The sequence below is a fragment of the Pseudonocardia spirodelae genome (assembly GCF_037727765.1).
GTDB lineage: Bacteria > Actinomycetota > Actinomycetes > Mycobacteriales > Pseudonocardiaceae > Pseudonocardia > Pseudonocardia spirodelae.
On sequence record NZ_JBBJUP010000021.1, the window covers coordinates 62,026 to 83,123 of the forward strand.

The following is a 21,098-nucleotide window of genomic DNA, read 5'->3' on the forward strand; positions in this document are numbered from 1 at the left end:
CTCAGGCCCCGTGCGCGAACCCGGCGGACTCGCCGCCGCGGACCGGGCCGTCCTGGCGGCGCAGCCGCGCCACGCAGCGGTCGAGGTCGTCGAGGAGCAGCCCGGCCAGGTCGTGGCTGAACCCGTTGCGTACGACGATCCGCAGGGCGGCGAGGTCCTCGCGGTCCTTCGGGAACGTGTAGGCCGGGACCAGCCAGCCGGTCTCGCGCAGGGCGGCGGACACGTCGAACACCGAGAACGGCTCGCCGTCGGCGACGGTGACGGCGAAGACCGGCAGCTGCGAGCCGTCGGTGAGCAGCCGGAACGCCCCCGTCGCCTCGATCCGCCGGGCCAGGCCGGTCGCGACCTCCCGGCAGGTGCCCTGTACCCGGGCGTAGCCGTCGCGGCCCAGGCGCAGGAAGTTGTAGTACTGGGCGATCACCTGGCCGCCGGGGCGGGAGAAGTTCAGTGCGAACGTGGGCATGTCCCCGCCGAGGTAGTTCACCCGGAACACCAGGTCCTCGGGCAGCGCGTCGGTGTCGCGCCAGACCGCCCACCCGACGCCCGGGTGCACCAGCCCGTACTTGTGGCCGGAGGTGTTGATCGACGCGACCCGCGGCAGCCGGAAGTCCCACTCCAGCTCGGGGTCGCAGAACGGCGCGATCATCGCCCCGGACGCGCCGTCGACGTGCACCGGCACGTCCAGCCCGGTGCGCGCGGCCAGGTCGTCGAGCGCGGCGCACAGCTGCGCGACGGGTTCGTAGCTGCCGTCGAAGGTGGAGCCGAGGATCGCGACGACGCCGATCGTGTTCTCGTCGCACAGCGCGACGGCCTGGTCGACGCCGAGGTGCAGCCGGTCGCCCTCCATCGGCACCAGCCGCGGCTCGACGTCGAAGTAGTTCGCGAACTTGTCCCAGCAGATCTGGACGTTGACGCCCATGACGATGTTCGGGCGCTCGGTGGAGCGCCCCGCGGCGCGGCGGCGGTGCTGCCAGCGGCGCTTGAGCGCGAGCCCGCCGAGCATGCAGGCCTCCGACGAGCCGGTGGTCGAGCAGCCGACCGCGCGGCCGGGGTCGGGCGCGTGCCACAGGTCGGCGAGCATCCGCACGCACCGCTGCTCCAGGTCGGCGGTGCGCGGGTACTCGTCCTTGTCGATCATGTTCTTGTCGAACGACTCGGCCATCAGCCGCTCGGCCTGCGGCTCGGCCCAGGTGGTGACGAAGGTGGCCAGGTTGAGCCGGGCGTTGCCGTCGAGCATCAGCTCGTCGTGCACGACCTGGTAGGCGGTCTCGGGGGGCAGCCCGCCGTCGGGCATCCGGAACCGGGGGATGTCCACCGGCTCGGACGCGAACACCGGGTTCACCGTGACGGACCGGTCGTGTCCGCGGTCCTCGGAGGGGGAGTGCGCACCGGGCATGGGTGCAACCTAGGACCCCCGGGCCGGGCGCGCCCGGGTACGCGCCCGATCCGGGTGGGTCCGGGCGGATCAGGGCCCGAGGAGCTTCTTCTGGACCTTGCCCATGGGGTTGCGGGGCAGGTCGTCGAGGAAGACGACGTCGCGGGGGCGTTTGTGCCAGGACAGCTGTGCGGCGACGTGGTCGATCAGGGCCTGGGCGTCGCGGCCGTCGCCGACGACGTAGGCGACGATCTTCTGGCCGAGGTCGGGGTCGGGGGCGCCGACGACGGCGACCTCGGACACGGCGGGGTGGTCGAGCAGGACGGCCTCGATCTCGCCGGAGCCGATGCGGTAGCCGCCGGACTTGATGAGGTCGACCGACTCGCGGCCGACGATGCGGTGGAATCCGTCGGGGTCGCGCACGGCGAGGTCGCCGGTGCGGAACCAGCCCTGGCCGGCCCAGCACTCGTCGTCGGCGTCGGGGCGGCCCCGGTAGCCGTCGAACAGCATCGGGCCGCGGACCTGCAGGCGGCCGATGGTCTCGCCGTCGTCGGGGACGTCCTCGGGCGCCTCGTCGGACGCGGGGAGCAGCCGGGTCTCGGCGCCCGGGACGGGTAGCCCGACCCAGCCGGCGCGGCGTTCGCCGTCGGCGCGGGCGGAGAGGGTGATCATGGTTTCGGTCATGCCGTAGCGCTCGACGGGCGCCTGGCCGGTGAGGGCGGCGATGCGGTCGAACAGGGTGGCGGGCAGGGGTGCGCTGCCGGAGACCAGGAGCCGGGCCCGGCCGAGTGCGCGGGCGGCGTCGGGTTCGTCGACGATGCGGTTCCACACGGTGGGGACGCCGAAGTACATGGTGGCGTCGACCGCGGCGTAGCGGGCGGGTTGGGGTTTGACGGTGTGGATCACGCGGGAGCCGCGGCGCAGTGATCCGAGGACGCCGAGGATCAGGCCGTGGACGTGGAACAGGGGTAGCCCGTGGGCGACGGTGTCCTCGGGGGTCCAGTCCCAGACCTGGTAGAGGGCGTCGAGGCCGGCGGCGATGGCGGTGCCGGACAGCTGGGCGCCCTTGGGGCGGCCGGTGGTGCCGGAGGTGTAGAGCAGCATCGCGGTGGCGGCGGGGTCGACCTCGCGTGGGGCGATGGGCTGCGAGCCGGGTAGGACCACGGGGAGGTCGACGTCGTCGGGCAGCTCTCCGGCCCAGGCGGTGGCGCCGGAGTCGGTGAGGACGTGGCCGCGTTCGGCGGGCCCGGAGTCCGGGGGGACGGGCACGACCGGGACGCCGGCGAGGATGGCGGCGGTGATGGCGACGACGGTGTCGATCGAGGGGGTCGCGTGCACGGCGAGGGGGCCGTGGTCGGGGATGCCGGCGGCGAGGCGGCCGGCGCGGTCGAGGAGCTCGGCGCGGGACAGCACGTCGTCGCCGACGGTGACGGCACGCTCCAGGTCCTCGGAGCCGGTCAGGGAGGTCAGGAACACGGGTTCTCCTTCTTACGCGGCCATGGCCGGCAGCACGAGCGCACCGACCAGCGCGACCGGGCCGAGCACCACCATGGACAGGCCCCAACGGGTCAGCAGGGCGGTCATGCGGGGCCGCTCCTGCTCGTCGACGGTGGTGGCGACCAGCGTCGCACCCACCGTCGAGAAGGGCGACACGTCCACGATGGACGAGCACACGCCCAGCGCGCAGATCAGCGCCCAGCCCGGCACGCCGCCCTGCTGCACCAGCGGGATCGCGAGCGGGACCAGCGCGGCCAGGATGCCGGTGGTGGACGCGAACGCCGACACCAGCCCGCACACCGCGCAGATCACCAGTGCGGCCAGCAGCGGGACCGACAGGCCGGCGGCCAGGTCGCCGAGCAGGTCGACCGAGCCGATCTCCTGCAGCACGCCGACGTAGGTGATGATCCCGCCGACCAGCAGGACGGTGGACCAGTCGATCTCCTTCAGCGCGCCGCGCCCGCTGTCGGGGTCGATCAGGGTGAGCACCGCGCCGAAGGCGAAGGCGAGCACGCCGACGTCGGGCTCCCGGCCGAGGACCGCCAGCACGACGACGGCGGCCACGAGGCCCAGCATCGCGACGACGGTGACCACGTGGGTCGCCCGCAGCGGCTCGCGCACGACCGGCCCGTCGGTGCCGTCGGTGCCGTCGGCGCTCCCGGATCCCGTACCGCCGCCGGCGGTCACGAGCGTGCGGCTGCGCGCGGAGAACATCAGGTAGGACGCGGCCAGCAGCACCAGGTTCGCGACGATCGCCACCGCGAACAGCGTGAGCGGGTTCAGGGCGATGCCGGCGGAGTTCGCCGTGCCCCAGGTGACGATGCCGAACAGCGACGTCGGCGCGAACCCGCCCGCCGAGAGCCCGGTGCCGATGGCGAGCGCCATCAGCATCGGGTCCACGCCGCGCCGGTGGGCCACCGTCATCCCGATCGGCGCCATGACGAGCCCGCCCAGCGGCGAGCCCATCGCCGACACCACGCCGGTGAGCACGAAGAACGTCAGCGGCAGCGCCCCGGTGCGGTCACCGACCACGAGCAGCGCACGGTCGACCAGCCTCCCGATCGTGCCGTTGGCCTTGGCGATCCCGAAGAAGAACGTGACCCCGACCAGCAGCACCAGGATGTCGACGGGGAAGCCGGCGACGATGTCGTCCAGCGGCAGGCCCGCGACGAGCAACCCCATCCCGGCGGCGGCCGCGAACATCACGATCCCGATGTGGGACCGCCGGACCTCGGCGATCACGAAGACCGCCGCGAACACCACCAAGCAGACGACCTGCACCGCCATGCCTACCCCCATTGGTCTGCACCTTGTCGGATCGGTCCATCAGGTGGCACAGTGGTTCATCTGACGGACCGTTGTGGTGCCGGACACTAGGTCGCCCGATCAGGGGAGGTCAACCCATGGCGCCGACGAACAGCGTCGTCTCCGCGATCCGGGTCCTGGAGGCGGTGGGTGAGCGGCAGCCCGTCGGGCTGTCGGAGGTGGCCCGGGCGGTGGACCTGCCCAAGTCCACCGTGCTGCGCACGCTGCGCACGCTGGCCGAGGTCGGCTGGTGCGGGCTGGGGGAGGACGCCCGCTGGCGGCTCACCTACCGGGCGTTCGCCGTCGGCAACCAGGCCCGCGACGCCGGTGGGCTGCGCGAGCGGGCCCTGCCCGTCCTGCACGAGCTGCAGCTCGCCACGGGGGAGACGGTGCACCTGGCGGCCCCGGACGGGCGCGAGCTCGTGCTCGTCGAACGGCTTGACACCGCGCACCGGCTGCGCGCGTTCCTGCCGCTGGGCCACCGCATCCCGCTGCACGCCTCGGCGACCGGCCAGGCCTACCTGGCCGCCTGCACCGACGAGGAGGTCGAGCGCTACCTCGCCGGCCCGCTGGAACCCTCCACCGGGCACACGGTGACCGACCCCGGCCGGCTGCGGGAGTGCCTGGCACAGGTCCGGGCGCGGGGGTGGTCGGTCAACCCCGAGGGCCTCTCGGACGGCATCGCCGCCGTCGGCGCCGCCGTGCTCGGCCCGGACGGCCGCCCGGTCGGCTCGCTGTCGGTGTCCGGGCCGACCGTGCGCATGACCGAGGACGTGTTCGACGGCCACGGCGCCGCCGCCGCGGACGCCGCCCGGCGGATCTCGCGCGAGCTGGGCGCCGGGCTCCGGACGTGACGGAGCCCGCCGCCCCCGGGGGGACGACGGGCTCCGCGTGGTGTCGCGTGGTGGTGGCGCGTCAGCTCGCGAGCATGCCCCGCAGGACGTACTGCAGGATGCCGCCGTTGCGGTAGTAGTCCGCCTCACCGGGGGTGTCGATGCGGACCTTCGCGTCGAACTCGACGGTCTCGCCCGAGTCCTTCGTGGCGGTCACGTGCACCGACTTCGGGGTCTTCCCGTCGTTCAGCTCGGTGATGCCGGCGATGTCGAAGGTCTCGGTGCCGTCGAGGCCGAGGCTCCGCGCGGACTCGCCCTCGGGGAACTGCAGCGGGACGACACCCATGCCGATCAGGTTCGAGCGGTGGATGCGCTCGAACGACTCGACGATGACGGCCTTGACGCCCAGCAGCGCGGTGCCCTTGGCCGCCCAGTCGCGCGACGAGCCGGAGCCGTACTCCTTGCCGCCGAGCACGACCAGCGGGGTGCCGGCCGCGGCGTAGTTCTGCGCGGCGTCGTAGATGAACGCCTGCGGCGCGCCGTCGACGGTGAAGTCGCGGGTGTAGCCGCCGCTCACGTCGTCCAGCAGCAGGTTGCGCAGCCGGATGTTCGCGAACGTGCCGCGGATCATCACCTCGTGGTTGCCGCGCCGCGAGCCGAAGGAGTTGTAGTCGCCTCTCTCGACGCAGTGCTCGTCGAGGTACGCAGCGGCCGGGGTGCCCGGCTTGATCGCGCCGGCGGGCGAGATGTGGTCGGTGGTCACCGAGTCGCCGAGCAGCGCCAGCACACGCGCGCCGGTGATGTCGGAGACCGGCGACGGCTCGGCCGACATGCCCTCGAAGTACGGGGGCTTGCGGACGTAGGTGGACTGCTGGTCCCACTCGAAGGTCCGGCCCTCGGGCGTGGGCAGCGCACGCCAGCGCTCGTCGCCGCTGAAGACGTCGGAGTAGTTCTTGGTGAACATCTCCGAGGTGATCGAGTTGTCGACGACCGAGGTGATGTCCTCGGTCGAGGGCCAGATGTCGCGCAGGAACACCTCGTTGCCCTCGGTGTCGCGCCCCAGCGGCTGAGCCTCGAAGTCGAAGTCCATCGTCCCGGCCAGGGCGTAGGCGATGACCAGCGGCGGGGACGCCAGGTAGTTCATCTTGACGTCGGGGTTGATCCGGCCCTCGAAGTTCCGGTTGCCCGACAGGACCGACACCACGGTGAGGTCGTTGTCGTTGACCGCGGCCGAGATCTCCTCGGGCAGCGGGCCGGAGTTGCCGATGCAGGTGGTGCAGCCGTAGCCGACCAGGTTGTAGCCGAGCTTGTCGAGGTAGGGCCAGAGACCGGCCTTCTCGTAGTAGTCGGTGACGACCTGGCTGCCGGGCGCCATCGAGGTCTTGACCCACGGCTTGACCGCGAGGCCCTTCTCGACGGCGTTCTTGGCCAGCAGCGCCGCGCCGAGCATGACGCTCGGGTTGGAGGTGTTGGTGCAGGAGGTGATCGAGGCGATGACGACGGCGCCGTGGTCGAGCACGAACTCCCCGCGCGACTGCGAGGTCACGGTGACCGGCTTGGAGGGGCGGCCCTCGCAGCCGTCGGCCGCGGACAGGACGACCGGGGCGGCGTCCTCGTCGGCGAAGGACAGGGCCGGGGCGTCCGAGGCCGGGAAGGACTCGGCGGAGGACTCGTCGACGCCGGCGAGCTGCTGCTCGTCGTCGTTCACGTAGTCGTGCACGGACTTGCGGAACGCCGGCTTGGCGTCGGCGAGCTCGATGCGGTCCTGCGGGCGCTTCGGCCCGGCGATCGACGGCTTCACCGTCGACAGGTCCAGCTCGAGGGTCCGGGAGAAGACGGGCTCGTGCGACGGGTCGTGCCAGAGGCCCTGCTCCTTGGCGTAGGCCTCGACCAGCGCGATCTGCTCCGGCGAGCGGCCGGTCAGCTTGAGGTAGCGGACGGTCTCCTCGTCGATCGGGAAGATCGCCGCGGTGGAGCCGAACTCCGGGCTCATGTTGCCGATGGTGGCGCGGTTGGCCAGCGGCACCGAGCCGACGCCCTCGCCGTAGAACTCGACGAACTTGCCGACGACGCCCTCGCGGCGCAGCATCTCGGTGATCGTCAGCACCACGTCGGTCGCGGTCACGCCGGTGGGGATCTCGCCGGAGAGCTTGAAGCCCAGCACCTGCGGGATGAGCATCGACACGGGCTGGCCGAGCATCGCGGCCTCGGCCTCGATGCCGCCGACGCCCCAGCCCAGCACGCCCAGGCCGTTGACCATGGTGGTGTGGGAGTCGGTGCCGACCAGGGTGTCGGGGTAGGCCTGCCCGCCCCGGGGCATGACGACGCGGGCCAGGTTCTCGATGTTGACCTGGTGCACGATGCCGGTGCCCGGCGGGACGACCTTGAACTCGTCGAAGGCGCCCTGGCCCCAGCGCAGGAACTGGTAGCGCTCCTTGTTGCGGCCGTACTCGAACTCGATGTTCTTCTCGAACGCGTCCGCGGTGCCGAAGAAGTCGATCATCACCGAGTGGTCGATGACCAGCTCGGCGGGGGCGAGCGGGTTGACCTTCGCCGGGTCGCCGCCCATCTCGGTCACGGCCTCGCGCATGGTCGCCAGGTCGACGACGCAGGGGACACCGGTGAAGTCCTGCATGATCACCCTGGCCGGGGTGAACTGGATCTCGGTGTCGGGGTCGGCCTGCGGGTCCCAGTTCGCCAGGGCGGTGATGTGGTCCGCCGTGACGTTCGCGCCGTCCTCGGTGCGGAGCAGGTTCTCGAGCAGGACCTTCAGGCTGAACGGCAGGCGCTGGGCGCCCTCCACCGAGGCGAGCCGGAAGATCTCGTAGGACTCGCTCCCGACATCGAGCTGTCCCTTGGCGCCGAAGCTGTCGGTGCTGGCCACTTGGTGGTCCTCCCCGTGGTGGTGGGCGTGTCCGTCCGGTTCGGCGGGCGCTCGTGAGGGGCGGTTCCGCCGGCGTCGTGTCGGAGTCTCGCGCACCACCGTGACGGCAGCAGCGCGGACCCTCGTAGCGCAAACAGTACGCGTGTCCTATAAGCGGGGCGAGCCGGGTGTGTCCGGGGTCGCCGCCGTCGCGTCCCGCCGCGGCGCGGGCCGGGCCACGGCCCCCCGGGACGGCCCCGGCGCCGCCGTGTCGCCCGTGCGGTGGACGGGGTCGGTGTGTCGCAGGGGGAGCGGGTGACGGAAGTGGCAGGCTCGGCCGCGCCCACCGCCCGCTGCCCGGAAGGACCTCCCGTGACGCGCCAGTCGCCGGCGACCCTCGTCGTCGTGGGGGTGCTCGCGGCGGTGACCCTGGCGCTGCCCGGGGTCGGCTCCGCGGCCCCGGTGCTGCCCGCGGCGCAGGTGTCCCCGGCGCAGCCGACGCCCCCGCCGCCGCCCAACCCGGGCGACGACGAGCTGCAGCGCAGCCGGCAGTCCGTGCAGGACCGGGCGGCCGAGGTCGGCCGGCTCACCGCGCGCCTGGCCGAGCTCGACGCGCAGGCCGAGCAGCTCCGGATGGAGGTCGCGGCGCGCAACGAGGAGGCCCTCGCGGCCCGCGACACCGCCGACGCCGCCGGGCGCGAGGCCGACGCCGCCGCGGCCCGGGCCGCCGACGCGCGCACCGCGACCGAGGCCGCCGGCCGGGCCGTCGACGACGCCCGTACCCGCATCGACTCCTTCGTCGGCGACGTCTACACCCACGGCCTCGACCTGGGCCCGCTCGGGCTGCTCTCGCGGGCCACCGACCCGCAGGACCTCATGGACCGGGCCCGGCTCACCGAGGCGCTCGGCGAGGACCAGGCCGCGGTGCTCGAGCAGCTGCAGCAGGCGCGCATCGCGCAGGCCAACGCCGACTCGCTCGCCCGCGCGGCCCAGGAGGAGGCCGACCGGCGCCGCGCCGACGCCGAGCAGGCCAGCGCCGCGGCCGACGACGCGGTGAGCGGCGCCGTCGCCGCCGCGGACGCCCAGCAGAGCCGCCTCGACGACGTCCACACCGAACGGGCCGGCGTGCAGGCACAGCTCGACGCGGCCGAGAACGCCGACGCCGGTCTGCGCGCGGCCCGCCAGCGCTACGACGCCTGGCGCGCCGAGCAGGCCCGGCTGCAGGCCGAGGCCGACCGCCGGGCCCGCGAGGAGGCGGCGGCCCGGGTCGCCGTCGAACCGGCGCCCGGGGCGGGCCCGCGGTCGGGCTCGGGCGCGATCGAGACCGTCGTCGACCGGGCGATGGCCCAGCTCGGCACGATCTACGCCTGGGGCGGCGGCAACTCCCGCGGCCCGACCCGCGGCATCCGCGACGGCGGCGTCGCCGACGCCCACGGCGACTTCCGCAAGGTCGGCTTCGACTGCTCGGGCCTGATGCTCTTCGCCTTCGCCGGGGTGGGCATCGACCTGCCCCGCTACAGCGGCAACCAGGCGAACGCGGGACGGCTGGTGCCGATCTCGGACATGCGGCGCGGGGACATGCTGTCGTGGGCCACGGGCGGGCGGACCCACCACATCGCGCTCTACCTCGGCGACGGCAAGATGCTCGAGGCGCCGTACTCGGGCGCGGCCGTGCGGGTCACGAACGTCCGCTACGACGGGCTCGACAAGGTCACCCGCCTGCTCTGAGACGCGCGGGCGGCGCCACCGGTCACCGCCGCGGCCTCGGCGGCCAGCTCGTCGAGGACCAGCCGGACCGCGGGCCGGGTGACCTCGCCCCGGGTGACGGCCCGGACCAGGCGCGCGGCGCGGACCCCGGCCAGCGGGCGCAGGGCCAGGCGGGTGCCGTCGCGGTGGTCGGTGGACCAGCGCGGCAGCAGCGCGACGCCGTGCCCGCGCGCGACGAGCTCCTCGGTGACCGAGAAGTCGTTGATCCGCTGCACCACCCGCGGGACGGTGCCGGTCACCAGGGCCAGGGAGTTCAGCACGTCGTCGACCGGCCAACCGACGGCGACGGAGATCCAGTCGGCGTCGACGAGGTCGTCCAGGCCGACCGCGTCGCGGGCGGCCAGCGGGTGGCCGGGAGGCAGCGCGACGTCCAGGGGCTCGCGCAGCAGCGGGTGGCGCCGCAGCCGGCCCCCGGCGAAGGGGTCGAGGCGCTCGTCGTGGTGGGTCACGACGACGTCGGCGTCGGCCGCGGCCGCGGGGACCTCGTCGGGGCGCAGGTCGAGGTCGCGGCAGGACAACGTCAGGCCCTCGTGCCGGGCCGCCCGGTGCAGCAGGCCGGGCAGCAGCAGCCGCGCCGCCGACGGGAAGAACACCACCCGCACCGTGCCGCGGGGCTCCTCGCGCAGGCCCGCGGTGGTCCGATCCAGGCGGCCCAGCGCGTCGAGCACCTCCTGCGCGCCGGCGACGACGGCCTCCCCGGCCGCGGTCAGGCGCAACCCGCGCCCGTCCGGGGCGGTCAGCTCCAGACCGGTCTCCCGCGACAGCGCCTTGAGCTGCTGGGACACCGCGGACGGGGTGACGTGCAGGGCCGCGGCCGCGGCGGTGACCGACCCGCGGTCGGCGAGCTCGCGCAGGATCCGGAGCCGGTGCACGTCCATGCAGCGACGCTACAAGGTCGGTTCAGCAGATGTCGCTGGTCTGCACGGTCCGCGGCGGGCAGCGTGGACACCGTGACCGTCCGGGACCGCCTGCTCGCCGTCGTCGTCGCCGTGTTGTGGGGCGCGAACTTCATCGCCATCCACGTCGGGCTGGCGCACTTCCAGCCGATCTTCCTCGCCGGTCTGCGGATGCTCGTGCTCGCCGTGCCGACCGTGCTGCTCGTGCCCCGCCCCCGGGTCCCGCTGCGCTGGCTGCTGGGCTACGGGCTGGGGTTCGGCACGCTGCAGTTCCTGTTCCTGTTCCTCGGCATGTACGCCGGCATGCCGACCGGGCTGGCCTCGCTGGTGCTGCAGGCCTCCGGCCCGTTCACCCTCGTCCTGGGCGCGCTGCTGCTGCGCGAGCACGTGACCGCGCGCCAGTGGGCCGGCATCGGCGTCGCGGTCGCCGGGCTGGCGACGATCGCGCTGGCCCGGGCCCAGTCCGCCGCCCTGCTGCCGGTGGTGCTGACCCTGCTCGGCGCGCTCGGCTGGGCGGCCGGGAACCTGTCGAGCCGCCTCGCGCAGCGCGACGGTGCCGACGTCGACCCGCTGCACCTCACCCTCTGGATGACCGTCGTGCCGCCGGTGCCGCTGCTCGCCGTGTCCGCGCTGGTCGAGGGACCGGGGGCGTGGGCCGCGGTGGGGGCGATGTTCTCCGGTCCGGGCCTGCCCGGGCTCGGTGCGCTGGTGTACCTGTCGCTGGTGGCGACCGTGCTCGCCGCCGGGATCTGGACCGGCCTGATGCGCCGCTACCCGGCCGGGCTGGTCGCGCCGCACTCGCTGCTCGTGCCGGTCGTCGGGATGAGCCTGGCGATGGTGCTGCTGGGGGAGCGGCCGTCGGCGACAGAGCTGGTCGCGGGGGCGGTGGTCGTCGGCGGGGTGCTGGTGGCGTCCGCGCCGGCCCGGCGGCGGGTGCCCGTTCCGGTATGAGGCTCCGCTGCTCCGCCGCCGCGGGCGGAGCCCTGCGGCAGGGTCGCGGTTGCGCGACGTCGCGGGTCCGCGGCTCAGCCCGCGGGGGCCGCGAGCTGCCAGGAGACCCCGAACCGGTCCTCCACCCAGGCGAACGGGCCGAAGCCGTAGTCGTCGAGCGGCATGTACTCCCGCCCGCCCGCGGCGAGCGCGGCGAGCAGGCGGCGCTGCTCGTCGCCCGAGTCGCAGTCCACCCACAGCGACACCGCGGGGGTGAAGTCCCACGGGTGCACCGGCGGGCTGTCGCTGCAGCGCAGCCGCTGCCCGGCGACGACGAACTCGGCGAGGACGACGGCGGTCGGGTCGTCGGGACGGTGGGTCACCGAGACGATCTCGCCGTCGTCGAACAGCGACGTCCAGAACTCCATCGCCTCGCTCGCGCTCGGTCCGCGGGGCGGCTGGAAGGTGAGGAACGGCAGTGCGCGGGCGGTGGGCATCGGACCTCCGGGAACCGGCGGGCGGAAATGCGGACGACCCGGACACGGGCCGCGGCCAGGGTGGTCACCATGGCACGAGGCATCTGGTCGCAGAAGGTCCGCCCCGCCCGCTGACGGCGGCGCCCACCTTCCTCCCGTTCGCGTCCGCCGTCCCGGTTCCCCGCCGGGCGGCCGTCCCGTGCTGCCCGGCTCCACCCACGGACGCCGCGGAGCCCTCGTGTCCCTGCCCGACCCCACCCCTGCCTCCAGCCCCGCCTCCACCCCGGCCACCCTCCCGGCCGGCGCCGCCGCGCACGTCCGGGCCGAGGCCGTGTCGGTCACCCGCGGCGCCCGCCCGGTGCTGACCGACGTCTCGCTGACCGTCGCGGCCCGGTCCCGGCTCGCGATCGTGGGCGAGAACGGACGCGGCAAGACGACCCTGCTGCACGTGCTCGCCGGGGTGCTGACCCCCGACCTGGGCACGGTCACGCGTGTCGGCACCGTCGCGCTCCTCCGCCAGGACCTCCCGGCCGGCGACGGCGAGACCGTCGGGACGCTCACCGGGCGGGCCGTGGCCGCGTCGCACGCCGCGCTGGCCGGGCTCGACGCGGCCACCGCGGCGCTCGTCACCGGCGAGCCCGGCGCCGACGACCGCTACGCCGCAGCGCTGGACGCCGCGACCCGGCTCGACGCGTGGGACGCCGAGCGCCGTGTCGACTTCGCGCTCGACACCCTCGGCGCCTGCACGGACCGCGTGCGCCCGCTCGCCACGCTGTCGGTGGGGCAGCGCCACCGCGTCCGGCTCGCGTGCCTGCTCGGTGCGCGGCCCGACGTCCTGCTGCTCGACGAGCCGACCAACCACCTCGACGCCGCGGGCCTGGAGTTCCTCACCGCCTCGCTGCGCGCCCACCCCGGCGGGATCGCCGTCGTCAGCCACGACCGGGCCCTGCTCGACGACGTCGCCGGGACCGTCTGCGACCTCGACCCCACCCGCGACGGCCGGCCGCGGACCACCGCGGGCGGGCCCGCCGCCGCACAGGAGGCCCGCCGCCGCGAGCTGGCCCGCTGGGCCGAGGACCACGCCGCCCAGCAGGCCGAGCACCGCCGTCTCGGTGAGGCAGTCGCGACCGCGCGGGACCGGCTGTCGACCGGCTGGCGCCCGGAGAAGGGGACCGGCAGGCACGCCCGCCAGTCGCGGGCCCCGGGCGTGGTGCAGGCGCTGCGCCGCCGGCAGGCCGAGCTCGACGCGCACCGGCTCGACGTGCCGGTGCCGCCGCCGTCGCTGCGCCTGCGCGACCCCGCGGTCCGGCCGGGCGCGCCGCAGCTGCGGGCGCACGGCGTCACGGTCGCGGGCAGGCTCGCCGGCCCGGTCGACGTCGTCCTCGACGGCGGTGACCGGCTGCTGGTCACCGGGCCCAACGGCGCCGGGAAGTCGACGCTGCTCGCCGTGCTGGCGGGCGAGCTCGCCCCGGACACCGGCGCGGTGGCGACCGGGTCCGGGGCGCGGGTCGTGCGGATCGCGCAGGAGGGGGCCGTCCAGGACCCGCGGCGGACCGCCCGCGAGGTGTACGACGAGCACCGCGCGCGCGGCGACGGGAGCGGCCCGGCCGCGACCGGGCTGCTCGACGCGCCCGCGTGGGGCACGCCGGTCGGGCGGCTCTCGCAGGGCCGGCGCCGGCGCCTGGACATCGCGCTCGCGCTCGCCGGGACGCCGGGCGCGATCCTGCTCGACGAGCCGACCAACCACCTGTCCGCGCCGCTGGTCGCGGAGCTGACCGCGGCGCTGCGGACGACCTCGGCGGCGGTCGTCGTCGCGACGCACGACCGGCAGCTGCTGCGCGACCTCGCGGACTGGCCGCGTCTGGAGCTCGGGGGCTAGCTAGCCGGCCCGCAGACCGGCCTCGACGGCGTCGAGGGTGCGGCGCAGCCCGGAGGCGAACAGCGGCTCGCCGCCCCCGGGCCCGCGCACCACGGCGCCGCCGAGCAGCCGGCCGAGCACCGGCAGCGCCTCCGCGCGCCCGGAGCGGCGCAGGTCCTCGAGGGTCGGCAGGCGGTCCCCGGCGATCGCGGCGGCGCCGCGGACGTAGCCGTGCAGCAGGTGCAGCACCTCCACCGCCGCCGACAGCGGCTGCCCGGCCCCGACGACGTGGGCCAGCAGCGCCTCGGCCCACCCGCACTCCGCGGGGCCGGTCGCCCGCGCCCCGGCGAGCAGCCCGACCGCCCACGGGTGCTCGTCGAGCACGTCGCGCAGGGCGGTCGCCCAGATCTCGCAGCCCAGCCGCAGCCCGCACCCCGCGAGGTCCGGCGGCTCGCCCAGCGCCGCGTCCAGGACCAGGTCGACCAGCGCGTCCTTGCCCGGGACGTGGCGGTACAGCGACATCGGTGCCGAGCCCAGCTCGCGCGCCAGCCGCGGCATCGACACCGCCGGGAGGCCCTCGGCGTCGGCGACGGCCAGCGCCGTCGCGACGATCGCGCCCCGGTCCAGCGTCCGCCGCGCCGGCGCGGGCCGGGCGGCCCAGCGGGGGTCGTCGAGCGCGGTCACGCGTGGATCATGACACGCGGTGCGTGGACGGCCCTACGCGGCATGCGTAAGCCCTACGCGCGACGGTTCGTTCGGTATCGCAACGAGCGGCTCGTAGGGTGGCCGCGTGGAACTGTGGGAGGTCGCGGTCATCGCGCTGGCCGGGCTGTGGGCCGGGCTCATCAACACCGTCGTCGGGTCCGGCACGCTGGTGACCTTCCCGGTGCTCGTGGCGCTGGGCTACCCGCCGGTGACGGCGACGACGTCCAACGCGATCGGCCTGATCACCGGCTCGGTCACCGGCGCCGTCGGCTACCGCAAGGAGTGGGAGGGGCACGGCCGCCGCCTCGCGCGCTACGCCGTCGCCTCGTTCCTGGGCGCGGTCGTCGGGGCGGCGCTGCTGCTGTCGCTGCCCCCCGACGCGTTCGAGACGATCGTGCCCGTCCTGGTCGGCACCTCGGTGCTGCTCGTCGCGGTGCAGCCGCTGCTCGCCCGCCGCCTGCGCACCCGCGAGCGCCCCGACCGCAGCGGCTCGCCGCTGCTCTACGGCCTGGTGTTCCTGGTGGGCGTCTACGGCGGCTACTTCACCGCCGCGCAGGGCATCATGCTGGTCGGCGTGATGGGGCTGCTCGTCGCCGACCCGCTGCAGCGCCTCAACGCCTTCAAGAACACCCTGGCCTCGGTGGTCAACATCGTCGCCGGCGCGATCTACGCCGTCGTCGCCCCGGTCGACTGGGCGGTCGTCGGGATCATCGCCGCGAGCTCGATCGTCGGCGGCCTGCTCGGGGCGAAGGTCGGGCGGCGGCTGCCGCCCGCGGTGCTGCGCGGGGTCATCGTCGTGATCGGGGTCGCGGCGATCGTGTTCCTGCTCGTGGAGTGACCCGCGCGCCCGGCGGCGCGGAACTGTCGGGGGTCCCTGCTGTGCTGGGCCGGTGGACGACGAGCAGGCCGCCGAGCTGGCCGTGGCGCTCGCCTCGCTGGCCGGCCGCGAGATCGGCCCGGACGAGGCGCGTGCCGTCGTCGCGCACGCCCACACCCTGAGCCCGGGCCGGGCCGACGTCATCTGGTCCCGGCACCGGCGCGCCCCGCGCACCGTGCCGCTGCGCGACTACCTGGCGATGACCCTGCGCTTCGTCGACCGGGGCCCGCCGTGAGCTCACACGCCGACGGCCGCGAGCGCCGCGTCGAGGGCGTCGTCGTCGCCGACGTTGCCCGGCACCACCACCTGCACGACGGCGCGCCCGCCCGGCGTGGTCAGGTCCCACACCGACACCCCGGGCAGCACCTGCCCGCGGACCCGCGCCGACACCGCGCCGAGGCCGTCGCGGGCGACCTGGGCCCCGGTGATCCCGCCCTTGGTCACCACGACGTCGACCTGCTCGCGCAGGGCCGCGACCGCTCCGACCACCGCCCGCATCACCGACTCCCCGTGGGCCAGGGTGTCGTGCTCGGCGCGGCGCTCGCGCTCGCTGGCCAGGGCCGCCCAGCCACCGGCGGACAGGTCGGCGGACAGGTCGGCGGCCAGCCGGGCCGCGGTCGCGTCCGGGTCGGCGAGTGCGTCGTCGGTGCCGACCACCACCGGTGCACCGCGCCCGGCCGAGGCGTGCGCGAGCTGGCGGCCCGCGGCGGCGGTGTGCGAGCCGCACACCAGCAGCGTGCGGCCCGGTCCGGCGACGGGGGCCTCGAGCAGGCCGTCGCTGCTCACCCGGCACACCGCGGCGGCCAGCGGCGCCCCGCCGCGCGCGACGATCTCGCGGGTCGCCCACGCGCCGCGCAGGGCGTCGGCGATGCGGGCGACGTCGGTGTCGTCGTGCACGTCGGGCAGCACCACGTCGGTGTCCCCGGCGGCGGTCAGCACCCCGGCGAGCGCGCCGGAGCGCACGTCGTCGATGCCGACCGTGACCGGTGTGCGCGCCGACTTCTCCCGGACGTAGCCGGGCAGGTGGCCGTCGCGGTAGCCGAACACCGGGTCGCGGGCGAACTCCGTCTCGTGCGCCGGGAGGATCTCGCCGCCGACGCGGACCCGGTGCGTGCCGTCGACGGTCGTGCGCCCGCCGCCGGGGAAGGCGGGGACGAACAGCACCGGCGCGTCCGGATCGACGGCGTCGCACTCGGCGAACACGTGCCCGCGCAGCGTCGAGTCGCCCCGCAGCACCAGCCGGACCCGCTCGCCGAGCCGCCCGCCCGCGACCTCGGCGTCCGCGCGGATCCCCGACACCAGCGCGACGGCGGCCTGCTCGTCGAGTGCGCGGGTGTTGGTCAGCAGGTACACCGCGTCGGCCCGGCGCAGGGCGTCGGTGAGCACGTCGGCGTCCCACCGGAGCAGGACCTCCACCCCGGTCGCGGACTGCGTGCCGGTCGGGTCGTCGTCGCAGACGAGGATCTTCACCGCTCCCGCCCCGGGGTGTCGAGCAGCGCGTCGGCGCGGGTGCGGAACAGCGCGGTGCCCCACATCATCGCCGCGGCGAGGAAGGCGAGCACCCCCAGCGAGACGACGCCCCAGGTCCCGGCCCCGGTCGGGACGGCCTCGTTGATCGCGGTCCGCATGATCGGCGCGACGAAGCCGCCGAGGTTGCCGATCGAGTTGATCAGGCCGATGCCGGTGGCCGCCGCGGCCCCGGTGAGGAACGCCGTCGGGAACGACCAGCTGATCGGCCCGGCGCACAGGAACGCCGACACCGCGACGGTGATCGCGACGATGCCCAGCAGCGCCTGCCCGTTCGCCCCGGCCCAGGCCGAGGCGAGGATCGCGGCGCCGGTCAGGAGGAAGGCGATGGCGCCCCAGTGGCGGCGCCGCGCGACGGTGTCGGCGTGTCGGCCGACGACGTAGCAGAACACCAGGCCGACCGCCCAGGGGATCGCGGCGACGAGCCCGACCTGCCAGCCGACGTCGCGCCCGAGCAGGCCCGCGACCTGCTGGGGCAGGTAGAACGTGGTGCCGTAGACGGCCACCTGCAGGCAGAAGTAGATGACGGTGAAGTACCAGACCTTGCCGTTGAGCATCGCCGGGACGATCCCGCGCGGGCCGTCGGCGTCGCGCACGGTGTCCTCGTGCGCCATGACCTCGCGCATCGCGGCCTTCTCCCGCTCGTCGAGCCAGGTCGCCTTCTGCGGGGAGTCGGTCAGCAGGAAGTACGCGGCCACCCCGGCGATGATCGCCATGACGCCCTCGACGAAGAACATGACCTGCCAGCCGTGCCAGGGCGTGAGGGTGTCGCCGAAGCTGATCAGCCCGCCCGACAGCGGCGCACCGAGCATCTGGCTGAACGGCTGGGCCAGGTAGAAGATCGCGAACATCTGCACGCGCTTCTTGTTCGGGAACCACTGCGACAGGAACATGATCACGCCGGGGAACAGCCCGGCCTCGGTGACGCCGAGCAGGAACCGCAGGATCACGAACATCGTGTCGTTCGTGGTGAACGCGAACGCGCTCGCGACCACACCCCAGGTCACCGCGATCCGGGCCAGCCAGAACCGGGCGCCGAACCGGTCGAGCAGCAGGTTGCTGGGGATCTCGAAGATCGCGTAGCCGATGAAGAAGATGCCCGCGCCCAGGGCGAACGCCCCGGCGCTGATGCCGCGGTCGACCTGCAGCCCCTCCTCGGCGAAGCCGACGTTGGTGCGGTCCAGGAACGCGACGAAGTACAGGATCACCAGCATCGGCATGAGCCGGGTGGTGGCCTTGCGGATGCCGGACGCGAGGTGCGGGCTGTCGAGCAGCGCGCGCGGCGTGCGGTCGCCGGTGGTGGGTTCCACGATCTCCCCTTCGAGGTCGTGTGCGGGCGGACGGGTCAGAGGACCAGCACGAGGCCGATCGCGACGAGGACGAGGCCGATCGCGAGGAACGCGACGCGCGACCACGACCAGCCGGGGAACGGTTCACGGGGCACGCGGGCTCCTAGTGCATGTAGAGGCCGCCGTCGACGTTCAGGGTCTGGCCCGTCACGAAGCCGGAGTCGGGCCCGATGAGGTACGCGGCGGCGGCGGCGACGTCGTGCGGGGTGCCGATGCGCGACACGACGCCGTCGGCGGCCATGGCCGCCTTGCGCTCGGGCGAGAGGGTGCCGCCCATGATGTCGGTGTCGATCGGGCCGGGGGCGATCACGTTCGCGGTGATCCCGTGCGGGCCCAGCTCACGGGCGACCGAGCGGATGAAGCCCTGGATGCCGGCCTTCGCCGCGGAGTAGGGGGTCTTGGAGTAGGTGCCGCCGCCGCGCTGGGCGGAGACCGAGGAGATGCCCACGATGCGTCCGACGCCGTGGGCGACCAGGCTGCGGGCGACCCGCTGGGTGACCCAGTGGGTGCCGTCGAGGTTCACGGCCACGATCCGGCGCCACTCCTGCGCGTCGACGTCGAGGTAGGGGACCGGGGAGGCGACCCCGGCGAATGCGACCAGCGCGACCAGCTGCGGCAGCTGCTGCTCCAGCGCGTCCACCGCGGCGACGGCGGCCTCGCGGTCGGCGACGTCGGCGCCGACGCCCGCGGCGCGCACCCCGTGCCGCTCGGCGATCGCGGCCGCGGTCGCCGCGGCCGCGTCGCCGTCGATGTCGATCAGCCCGACGTGCCAGCCGGCCGCGGCGAGGTGGTCGGCCGCGTAGCGCCCGATCCCGCGCGGGGAGCCCGCCCCGGTGAGGATCACGGTCCGTTCGGTGGGGAACCCGGTCATCGGTCGTCCTCCTTCCCGAGCGGGGCCGGGCCCAGCTCGTCGATCAGCTGCGCCATCCGCGCGTAGGCCTTGTTGCGGTACGCGACGAGCTCGGGCACCCGCTCGGCGGGGACGTCGAGGAACCCGCCACCGGACTTGGTGCCCAGCCGGCCGTTCTCGACGTGCTCGGCCAGCGCCCGCGGGGTGGCGAAGCGCTCGGGCCAGCGGCCCTGCAGCGACTCGAAGCAGAACCGGTAGACGTCCAGGCCCGCCATGTCGGCGATCGCGAACGGGCCGAAGAACGGCAGCCGGAACCCGAAGGTGGTCCGGACGATCGTGTCGACGTCCTCCGCGCTCGCGACGCCCTCGTCGACGAGCTGGGACGCCTCGGAGAACAGCGCGTACTGCAGACGGTTGAGGACGAAGCCGTCGGCGTCGGAGATGCGCGCGGGCTGCTTGCCGACCGCGCGCACCAGCTCCTCGACGCCGGGCAGGATCGCCGGGTCGGTGCCGGCGTGCGCGATGACCTCGACGCCGGGGATGAACGGCGCGGGGTTGGAGAAGTGCACGCCCAGGAACCGCTCCGGCCGCTGGACGGCCTCGGCGATCCGCCCGATGAGGATGGTGGAGGTGTTGGACCCGATGACGGTGTCCGGCGCGGCGGCGGCGGAGACCCGGCGCAGCACCTCGTGCTTGATCCCGATCTTCTCCGGCACCGCCTCCTCGACGAAGTCGGCGCCCTCGACGGCGGCCTCGAACGACTCCGCGGCGTGCACGCGCCCGGCGATCGTGTCGGGGGCGTGGGCGGGGAACAGGTCCTCGGCGGCGAAGGCGCGGGCCTCCGCGACGAGCCGGTCGAGGTTGGCGCGGGTGGTGTCGGCGTCGACGTCGGCGATGCGGACCTCGGCCCCGGCCAGGGCCAGGACCTGGGCGATCCCGCCGCCCATGTAGCCGCTGCCGATCACCGCGACGGTGCGTCCCTCGAGGGTCATGAACGGTCCTTCCGGGTGGTGGCGAGCAGGCCGCGCAGGTAGTCGCGGTTGGTGGCGCAGACGCCGAGCGAGTCGCCGCCGTACTGCTCCATCAGGAACGGCCCGCGGAAGCCGAGCTCGACGGCGTCGCGCACGACCTGGCGGTAGTTGATGAGCCCGAGCTCCATCGAGGTCGGCGTGGAGCTGAACCACGAGCCGTCGCCGGCCTCGTCGCGGGCGTAGTTCTTCACGTGCCAGTACTTCGCGTACGGCAGCGTCCTGGCGTGCATCTCGCGCCAGTCCTCGATGGGGCGGTGCAGCCGCACGAGGTTGCCGATGTCGGGGTTGAGCCCGACGTTGTCGAGCCCGATCTCCTGCACCAGCGCCACGGCGGAGTCGGCGGTGCCGAGGTAGGTGTCCTCGTACATCTCCAGCGCCATCGGCAGGCCGACCGACGCCGCGTGCTCGCCGAGCTCGCGCAGCCGCGCGACGGCGGTGGCCCGGGTCGCGGCGTCGTCGGGGTCCTTCCAGCCGGGCGCGGTCCAGAACCACAGCGCCTTCTTCTGCGCCTCGGAGAACGGGTGGTGCAGGCCGGTGGAGAACACCGTCATGCCCAGCTCGGCGGCCGCGTCGATGGTGCGGTGGGCGTAGTCGAGGTTGCGCTGTTCGCGGCCGGGCTGCAGCACGCTCTGGCGCTGCACGTGCACCGAGATCATCGCGACGCCGTGCTGCGTCGCGATCGCGCGCAGCTCCTCGCGGCGCGAGGGCTCCAGGTCGGCGGGCCGGATGTGGGAGTCGGCGATCTCCAGCTCGGTGAACCCGAGGGCGGCGACCTGGGCGAACACGTCGTCCCAGCGCTCGGCGGGGGCGTCGTGCAGCGCGACCCCGTCGGGTCCCACGGGGGCGAACCCGTGCATGCAGACGGCGATCGGCCAGTCCTCCGGTGCGGGGACCGGGGGCGTGGTGGGCATGGCGGCTCCTTCGGTGCGCATGCGATCTTGGATAGATCCTATAGGATT

Annotated in this window: 18 protein-coding genes; 6 read left to right on the forward strand and 12 right to left on the reverse strand. The window is 74.6% G+C overall.

What is annotated here, in order from left to right:
- Position 1: 1 nt before the first annotated feature.
- The 3 genes from gad to WJX68_RS21920 form a co-directional block, all read right to left on the reverse strand.
- Positions 2-1,396, reverse strand: coding sequence for a glutamate decarboxylase (gad, locus tag WJX68_RS21910; protein ID WP_340294134.1), 1,395 nt, complete (start codon positions 1,394-1,396; stop codon positions 2-4).
- A 69-nt stretch (positions 1,397-1,465) separates the two neighbouring features.
- Positions 1,466-2,851, reverse strand: coding sequence for an acyl-CoA synthetase (locus tag WJX68_RS21915; protein ID WP_340294136.1), 1,386 nt, complete (start codon positions 2,849-2,851; stop codon positions 1,466-1,468).
- A gap of 12 nt (positions 2,852-2,863) precedes the next feature.
- Complete coding sequence (locus WJX68_RS21920) at positions 2,864-4,171, reverse strand: SLC13 family permease (protein ID WP_340294138.1); 1,308 nt, start codon at positions 4,169-4,171, stop codon at positions 2,864-2,866.
- A 104-nt stretch (positions 4,172-4,275) separates the two neighbouring features.
- Between WJX68_RS21920 and WJX68_RS21925 the strand changes: the two genes are divergently transcribed.
- The gene (locus tag WJX68_RS21925; protein ID WP_340294140.1) at positions 4,276-5,031 is read left to right on the forward strand and encodes an IclR family transcriptional regulator; all 756 of its coding nucleotides are present in this window, start codon (positions 4,276-4,278) and stop codon (positions 5,029-5,031) included.
- 61 nt (positions 5,032-5,092) lie between these two features.
- On the opposite strand, the gene acnA is transcribed toward WJX68_RS21925, so the two are convergent.
- A complete protein-coding gene (gene acnA / locus WJX68_RS21930) occupies positions 5,093-7,894 on the reverse strand; it encodes an aconitate hydratase AcnA (RefSeq protein ID WP_340294142.1) in 2,802 nt (933 codons plus the stop codon).
- Between the two features lie 351 nt (positions 7,895-8,245).
- Here acnA and WJX68_RS21935 point away from each other — a divergent pair, with 351 nt between their 5' ends.
- Entirely contained in the window at positions 8,246-9,601 is a 1,356-nt protein-coding gene (locus WJX68_RS21935; protein WP_340294144.1) for a C40 family peptidase, read from the forward strand.
- On the opposite strand, the gene WJX68_RS21940 is transcribed toward WJX68_RS21935, so the two are convergent.
- Positions 9,565-10,518 carry a LysR family transcriptional regulator gene (locus WJX68_RS21940; protein WP_340294146.1) on the reverse strand — a complete coding sequence of 318 codons (954 nt, stop codon included), beginning with the start codon at positions 10,516-10,518 and terminating at the stop codon, positions 9,565-9,567. The two genes, WJX68_RS21935 and WJX68_RS21940, sit on opposite strands and share 37 nt — an antisense overlap.
- Positions 10,519-10,590: 72 nt before the next feature.
- Here WJX68_RS21940 and WJX68_RS21945 point away from each other — a divergent pair, with 72 nt between their 5' ends.
- Positions 10,591-11,487: an EamA family transporter gene (locus tag WJX68_RS21945; RefSeq protein ID WP_340294148.1), complete on the forward strand. Its 897-nt coding sequence runs from the start codon at positions 10,591-10,593 to the stop codon at positions 11,485-11,487.
- Positions 11,488-11,561: 74 nt separating this feature from the next.
- Here WJX68_RS21945 and WJX68_RS21950 read toward each other — a convergent pair whose 3' ends face one another.
- On the reverse strand, positions 11,562-11,963 hold the full coding sequence (locus tag WJX68_RS21950; RefSeq protein ID WP_340294150.1) for a VOC family protein: 402 nt from the start codon (positions 11,961-11,963) through the stop codon (positions 11,562-11,564).
- 310 nt (positions 11,964-12,273) lie between these two features.
- On the opposite strand from WJX68_RS21950, the gene WJX68_RS21955 reads away from it, so the two are divergent.
- On the forward strand, positions 12,274-13,821 hold the full coding sequence (locus tag WJX68_RS21955; protein WP_340294216.1) for an ABC-F family ATP-binding cassette domain-containing protein: 1,548 nt from the start codon (positions 12,274-12,276) through the stop codon (positions 13,819-13,821).
- On the opposite strand, the gene WJX68_RS21960 is transcribed toward WJX68_RS21955, so the two are convergent.
- Complete coding sequence (locus WJX68_RS21960) at positions 13,822-14,484, reverse strand: TetR/AcrR family transcriptional regulator (RefSeq protein WP_340294152.1); 663 nt, start codon at positions 14,482-14,484, stop codon at positions 13,822-13,824.
- Positions 14,485-14,590: 106 nt separating this feature from the next.
- On the opposite strand from WJX68_RS21960, the gene WJX68_RS21965 reads away from it, so the two are divergent.
- Positions 14,591-15,343 (forward strand): sulfite exporter TauE/SafE family protein, encoded by a 753-nt coding sequence (locus tag WJX68_RS21965; RefSeq protein ID WP_340294154.1) that lies wholly within the window; start codon positions 14,591-14,593, stop codon positions 15,341-15,343.
- A gap of 52 nt (positions 15,344-15,395) precedes the next feature.
- Positions 15,396-15,617, forward strand: coding sequence for a hypothetical protein (locus WJX68_RS21970; RefSeq protein WP_340294156.1), 222 nt, complete (start codon positions 15,396-15,398; stop codon positions 15,615-15,617).
- A gap of 2 nt (positions 15,618-15,619) precedes the next feature.
- Here the strand turns inward: WJX68_RS21970 and WJX68_RS21975 are convergent, their stop codons facing one another.
- From WJX68_RS21975 to WJX68_RS21995, 5 genes are all read right to left on the reverse strand, one after another.
- Entirely contained in the window at positions 15,620-16,852 is a 1,233-nt protein-coding gene (locus WJX68_RS21975) for a four-carbon acid sugar kinase family protein (RefSeq protein WP_340294158.1), read from the reverse strand.
- Positions 16,849-18,219, reverse strand: a complete 1,371-nt coding sequence (locus tag WJX68_RS21980; RefSeq protein ID WP_340294160.1) for an MFS transporter — start codon at positions 18,217-18,219, stop codon at positions 16,849-16,851. The genes WJX68_RS21975 and WJX68_RS21980 overlap by 4 nt, the downstream gene beginning before the upstream one ends.
- A gap of 142 nt (positions 18,220-18,361) precedes the next feature.
- Positions 18,362-19,129: an SDR family NAD(P)-dependent oxidoreductase gene (locus tag WJX68_RS21985; RefSeq protein WP_340294163.1), complete on the reverse strand. Its 768-nt coding sequence runs from the start codon at positions 19,127-19,129 to the stop codon at positions 18,362-18,364.
- Complete coding sequence (locus WJX68_RS21990) at positions 19,126-20,100, reverse strand: 3-hydroxyacyl-CoA dehydrogenase family protein (protein ID WP_340294164.1); 975 nt, start codon at positions 20,098-20,100, stop codon at positions 19,126-19,128. The genes WJX68_RS21985 and WJX68_RS21990 overlap by 4 nt, the downstream gene beginning before the upstream one ends.
- On the reverse strand, positions 20,097-21,050 hold the full coding sequence (locus WJX68_RS21995; protein ID WP_340294166.1) for a sugar phosphate isomerase/epimerase family protein: 954 nt from the start codon (positions 21,048-21,050) through the stop codon (positions 20,097-20,099). The genes WJX68_RS21990 and WJX68_RS21995 overlap by 4 nt, the downstream gene beginning before the upstream one ends.
- Positions 21,051-21,098: the final 48 nt, after the last annotated feature.